Origin of the sequence: Flavobacterium sp. (assembly GCF_043779715.1) — a bacterium.
Taxonomy (GTDB): Bacteria; Bacteroidota; Bacteroidia; order Flavobacteriales; family Flavobacteriaceae; genus Flavobacterium.
In genome coordinates this window covers 1-5590 of sequence record NZ_JAYWDT010000255.1, presented here as the reverse complement: position 1 = coordinate 5590, position 5590 = coordinate 1, and the positions used below count along the sequence as shown (strand labels likewise).

Genomic DNA, 5590 nt, shown 5'->3' with positions numbered 1-5590 from the left:
CAAACAGGAGTTATCGGAGAAAAATTAGAAATTAGAACTTTCGAAAAATTAGAAGGTGCTTTCGTTGGGTCTTACATTCACTCAGGAAACAAAATTGCTACTTTAACGGCATTCTCTGCAAAAGCAGACGGTATCGAAGAGGCTGCAAGAAACGTAGCGATGCAAGCTGCTGCCATGAACCCAATCGCTCTAAATGAAGCGGGTGTTGATGCAGATACAATTGCTAAAGAAATAGAAATTGCTAAAGATATGCTTCGTCAAGAAGGAAAACCAGAAGCAATGATCGAAAATATTGCAAAAGGTAAATTAGGACGTTTCTTTAAAGACAATACACTAGTAAACCAAGATTATATCAAAGATAGCTCTATGAGCGTTGCTAATTATGTTAAATCTATCGATACTAACTTAGTTGTAACAGGTTTCAAAAGAGCAGCTTTAGGATAATCTTATTCTAAAACTTCAATACAAAATCCCATTTCATTCATTTGAAATGGGATTTTTGCATTAATTAACTTTTGTTGAATGTATTAAAACTAAAATCTCAAACTAAAATCTCAAACTAAAATTCTTAACTTTGGTAAAACATTAATTTATGTTCAAAACCAAAAGAGAACTTATTTTTGTAATTCTAGCAGGAATATTTATTACCAATGCTGTTGTTGCAGAACTTATAGGCGGAAAATTAATACAAATAGGACCATTCGTAATGAGTATCGGAATATTACCTTGGCCAATCGTATTTATCACCACCGATTTAATAAACGAATATTTCGGAGAAAAAGGCGTCCGAAAACTATCCTTTATAACCGCTTGTTTAATTGCTTATGCCTTTATTGTGTTGTTATTTGCAATCGCAATTCCATCAGCCAAAGAAATTAGTCCTGTAAATGACAATCAGTTTCAAGCTGTTTTTGGGCAAAGTATGTGGATAATCGTTGGGAGTATTATAGCCTTTCTAGTTTCTCAACTCATCGATGTAACTGTTTTTTGGTATTTCAAAAGTAAAACAGGCGACAAAAAAATATGGCTCAGAACAACAGGTTCCACCGTGATTTCACAATTATTCGATTCGTTTATTGTTCTAGGAATAGCGTTTTGGTTGCCTGGAAAAATGAATTTTGAAACATTCATCACTTCGGCACTCACCGGATATACGTTCAAACTGATTATTGCAATTGCCTTAACTCCGCTTATTTATTTAGGACATGATATAATAAAAAAGCATATTTCGGACGATTAATAAATAATAAAAAACCAATTTTATAAAACGGAAGAATATCTTTATATTTGCAGGACAAAACAACCACAAAATTGCAATGAAATACAAAAGAATTCTTCTAAAGTTAAGCGGCGAAGCACTAATGGGCGACCGTCAATACGGAATAGATCCAAAACGTTTAGCAGAATATGCTGATGAAATAAAACAAATTCATGATTTAGGTGTTCAAATCGCCATAGTTATTGGAGGAGGAAATATTTTTAGAGGTATTGCAGGAGCAAGTAATGGTATGGACAGAGTTCAGGGAGATTATATGGGTATGCTTGCTACAGTTATAAACGGAATGGCACTGCAAGGTGCGCTCGAAGAAAAAGGAATGCTTACTCGTTTGCAAACTGCTTTAAAAATTGAAGCTATTGCCGAACCTTACATCAAAAGAAGAGCAGTAAGACATTTAGAAAAAAATAGAATTGTAATTTTTGGTGCAGGAACAGGAAATCCATATTTTACAACCGATACAGCAGCTGTTTTAAGAGGGGTTGAAGTAAATGCTGACGTTATTCTGAAAGGAACTCGTGTAGATGGTATTTATTCTGAAGATCCAGAAAAAAATAAAGATGCCGTAAAATTTGATTACATTTCGTTTGAAGATGTGCTCAAAAAAGGATTAAATGTAATGGATACAACAGCTTTTACCTTAAGTCAAGAAAATAAATTGCCTATCATTGTTTTTGATATGAACAAAGAGGGGAATTTACTTAAAATTTGCAAAGGAGACAACATAGGAACAGTAGTAAATATATAATTCAGACAACTTAGATTTTTAGACTTCTTAGAATACCACAAAATGTATAATAGTTCAAGAAATCTGAAAAATCTGAAAAATCTAAGAATCTAAGTAGTCTAACAATCTAAAATAAAATGACTGAAGAAATTGATTTTATTCTCGATAGTACTAAAGAATCTATGGAAGGTTCTATTGCTCATTTAGAAAAAGAATTTTTAAATATTCGTGCAGGAAAAGCTTCGCCAGCAATGCTAGGAAGTGTTTTTGTAGATTATTATGGCTCGGCAACACCACTTTCGCAAGTGGCAAAAATTAGTGTGCCAGATGCTAGAACAATCACATTGCAGCCTTTCGAAAAAAACATGTTACAAGTAATTGAAAAGGCAATTATGATAGCCAATATTGGTTTTAACCCAATGAATAACGGTGATGTAATCATAATTAGCGTTCCCCCACTTACTGAAGAAAGAAGACGTGATCTTGCCAAACAAGCGAAAACCGAAGCCGAAGATGCTAAAATAGGTGTTCGTAACGTTCGTAAAGATTCTAATTCGGATATTAAAAAATTAGAAAAAGAAGGAACATCTGAAGATATTTGCAAAGGTGCAGAAGAAAGTGTTCAGAAACTTACTGATGCCTTTATCAGAAAAATAGATGAATTGTTAGTGGTTAAAGAAGCCGAAATAATGAAGGTTTAATTTTTGTTAAAAAAAGCCTAAAAATCCGTTAAGTTTATAAAACTTAACGGATTTTTTCATATTTAAAATTTTTTAACACATTTATATTATTATTTTTGATATTTTTACTATCCCAAAAAAGTAAAATCTATTTTATAATTTAAAAATTTACCTACGATGAACATTAGAAAAATACTTCTTAGCTCCTTTGTTTTATTATGTTTTTTTCAAAATTCATTATTCTCACAAGAAATAACGGAAAACCTATTTGCAGGAATTGAAATTGGTAGTAAAGGAATAAAAATGTCTGTTTTGGATGTTAAAAACATTAAAAGAGGTGACTTTGTCATTAAATCTTATTGGTCTGAAAATGTTGGTATTGCAAAAGGAATCGCTATCGATGGTAATTTAGCCAAAGAAGATATAGATAAAGCTGCTGCGGTAGTTTACTCTAATTATATAAAAATAAAAAACGAGTTTAAAGTATCTGAGGATAACATTTTTTTAGTTGGATCTTCTGGTGTTGCCATGGCAAAAAACACACAGGAGTTAATTGATAAAGTAAAACTATCAACAAACAAAAATCTAGATTTTATTGATGCTCAAACGGAAGGAAAAATGTTGCTAAAAGGTTGCGTTCCGCCTTCTGATTATAAAGATTCTATGATTTTAGATATAGGTGGCGGAAACACTAAAGGTGGCTACATAGATGTAAGAAATAATGATGCTTTTGTGTTTTTTCCATTAAGTGTTAGTTACGGAACCATAACGCTAACAGAAGCTGTAATAAAAAAAACAAGAAAAGACGATATCTCAGAATACAATGAGAAATCATTCGGGTTTCTTCCTACATTAAGGGATCAAATAAATGCCATGTATGGTACAAGTCCAGTTGCGTTAGAAAAAGAAAAAGTATTTATGTCTGGTGGTGCTGTATGGGCTTTTTATACACTTTATAATGGTGCTGCAAAGGAAACTTTTAATCAGTTTAATTTAGAAGATGTCCTTAATTATGATGCAGTTTTAAAAAATAACTTCAAAAAATTCGAGGAATTAGCTAAAACAGACAAAGATGTAGATCGTGTACTAAAAACCTATTCACAAAAATATTTAATTTCAGGTAGTAATATTCTTCTAGTTTGTCTTGAAGCAATTCCAGGGATAAATGATAAAAAATTATACTTCGCTAAAGAAGGTCAAATAGCATGGTTAGTGTCTTATATTGCTGATAGATCCAAAAAAATTAAAAAGATATACTAGTTCATTTTATAAAAAATAAAATCATCAATATTGATATACCCCAATAATATCATATTGATTAAAAAAACAATTAAAATGAAAAATTATTTAAATGCCTACTTTGATAATTTTAGAGGATTTTCAAGAGAAGTCTGGGTTTTAACGTTAATAACCTATATCAATCGGGCAGGAGCGATGGTTATGTTATTTCTTACTAAATATTTGCACGACAATCTCTTTTTTAGCCTAACTCAAATAGGCTGGATGTTTGTTTGTATAGGAGTTGGTGCATTATTTGGTAACTGGATAGGAGGAAAGCTCACAGATCGATTAGGGTTTTACACTGTTATGATGAGTAGTCTTTTCCTGACAGGTTTTGGTATTATTTCCTTAATGTTTTTGTATAATTTTGTAGAAATATGCATTGGTTTATTTATAGTAACTGCCTTTGCCGATATATATAAACCCGCAATGTATGTAGCGGTATCTAATTTTACCAACAAAAATAACAGAACTAGAGCATTAACATTAGTTAGGCTAGCCGTAAATTTAGGCATTGTATCAGGTCCAATTATAGCAGGATTAGTAATACAAAAAGACAATTACGACATGCTTTTCTGGATAGATGGAATAACGTGTATTATAGCAATATCAGTATTCATGTTGCTTATAGATGAAAGCAAAATATACAAAGCCAGAAGAAAAATTCATAGAGATAGAAAAAAGAATGAAGAAGTAAACAAAGATTTGAAGTTTGATACTAATTATGTCATTTTCTTATTCGCTAGTTTTCTAACTGCCTTTTTGTTTTTTCAATTATTCACAACAATACCACAATATAACTCAGACAAATTAAAACTTGATGAGTTAGAAATAGGAATGCTCTTAGCGCTGAATGGGTTGTTGATATTTCTTTTCGAGATGCCCTTAATAGGTTTCTTAGAAAAGAAAAGTTTCGAAGCAACTAAGATAATATTACTAGGTTCTGTATTTATGACTTCTGGATTCTTCTTTTTGTTGTTTTCAAAATCAGTATTTGTATTAATTATTAGTATTTTTCTAATAACCTTAGGGCAAATATTACTTTTTTCATTTTCTAATAGTTTTGCATTTACAAGAGCTGTTCACGGAAAAGAAGGGAAGTATATGGCTTTTTATGCTATGAGTTTTAGTGCAGCACAAATATTAAGTCCAAAAATTGGACTTAGCGTTATCGAAAATTTTAATTATTTTTCAAATTGGTTATTAATGGGGGTTATAGGACTCGTAGGAATTATGCTCTATTATAAATTAGATAAAAACATTAGATTTGAAACGGCCACTAAAGAACTTAAATAATACGCTTTAATTAGCAATTAAAATATTGCTTTATAAATAAAAACAGTTTAAAATAATGTCAAAAAAAGTTAAGAAAAAACAAAACAACAAAAGTTTTAAAATTATAATTATCCTGTTAGCTTTTACAATGCTTGCTAGCCTTTTTTATATTTATAAAATGTCTAGTAAATCAAAAAAAGAAATTATTTCTCTTAGAGAAGAAAAAGCAAATGTGCTAGAAGATTTAGAAAAGTCTCAATTGTTTTTAACTCAAATAATTACTTCAAACAAATCGTTGTCTAGCAAATTAGTTGCAGAACAAGGCAAAGTAAAACAACTCATACTCGATTT

General features: G+C 30.8%; 6 protein-coding genes. All 6 read left to right on the top strand.

Annotation, left to right across the window (positions count from 1 at the left end):
• Positions 1 to 444 (top strand): translation elongation factor Ts (gene tsf / locus ACH2BG_RS12440; RefSeq protein WP_395048014.1); only part of this gene is annotated, 444 nt, incomplete at its 5' end.
• 148 nt (positions 445 to 592) lie between these two features.
• Complete coding sequence (locus tag ACH2BG_RS12435) at positions 593 to 1240, top strand: queuosine precursor transporter (protein ID WP_395048013.1); 648 nt, start codon at positions 593 to 595, stop codon at positions 1238 to 1240.
• A gap of 76 nt (positions 1241 to 1316) precedes the next feature.
• Positions 1317 to 2024 (top strand): UMP kinase, encoded by a 708-nt coding sequence (gene pyrH, locus ACH2BG_RS12430; protein WP_395048012.1) that lies wholly within the window; start codon positions 1317 to 1319, stop codon positions 2022 to 2024.
• A 116-nt stretch (positions 2025 to 2140) separates the two neighbouring features.
• On the top strand, positions 2141 to 2704 hold the full coding sequence (gene frr / locus ACH2BG_RS12425; protein WP_395048011.1) for a ribosome recycling factor: 564 nt from the start codon (positions 2141 to 2143) through the stop codon (positions 2702 to 2704).
• Between the two features lie 156 nt (positions 2705 to 2860).
• Positions 2861 to 3943: an exopolyphosphatase gene (locus tag ACH2BG_RS12420; RefSeq protein ID WP_395048010.1), complete on the top strand. Its 1083-nt coding sequence runs from the start codon at positions 2861 to 2863 to the stop codon at positions 3941 to 3943.
• A 75-nt stretch (positions 3944 to 4018) separates the two neighbouring features.
• On the top strand, positions 4019 to 5260 hold the full coding sequence (locus ACH2BG_RS12415) for an MDR family MFS transporter (protein WP_395048009.1): 1242 nt from the start codon (positions 4019 to 4021) through the stop codon (positions 5258 to 5260).
• The last annotated feature ends 330 nt before the right edge of the window (positions 5261 to 5590 follow it).

Excerpts from the sequence above, each read along its gene's own strand:
- ACH2BG_RS12435 (WP_395048013.1), top strand. The coding sequence starts at position 593 with ATGTTCAAAACCAAAAGAGAACTTATTTTTGTAATTCTAGCAGGAATA.
- pyrH (WP_395048012.1), top strand. The coding sequence starts at position 1,317 with ATGAAATACAAAAGAATTCTTCTAAAGTTAAGCGGCGAAGCACTAATG.
- frr (WP_395048011.1), top strand. The coding sequence starts at position 2,141 with ATGACTGAAGAAATTGATTTTATTCTCGATAGTACTAAAGAATCTATG.
- ACH2BG_RS12420 (WP_395048010.1), top strand. The coding sequence starts at position 2,861 with ATGAACATTAGAAAAATACTTCTTAGCTCCTTTGTTTTATTATGTTTT.
- ACH2BG_RS12415 (WP_395048009.1), top strand. The coding sequence starts at position 4,019 with ATGAAAAATTATTTAAATGCCTACTTTGATAATTTTAGAGGATTTTCA.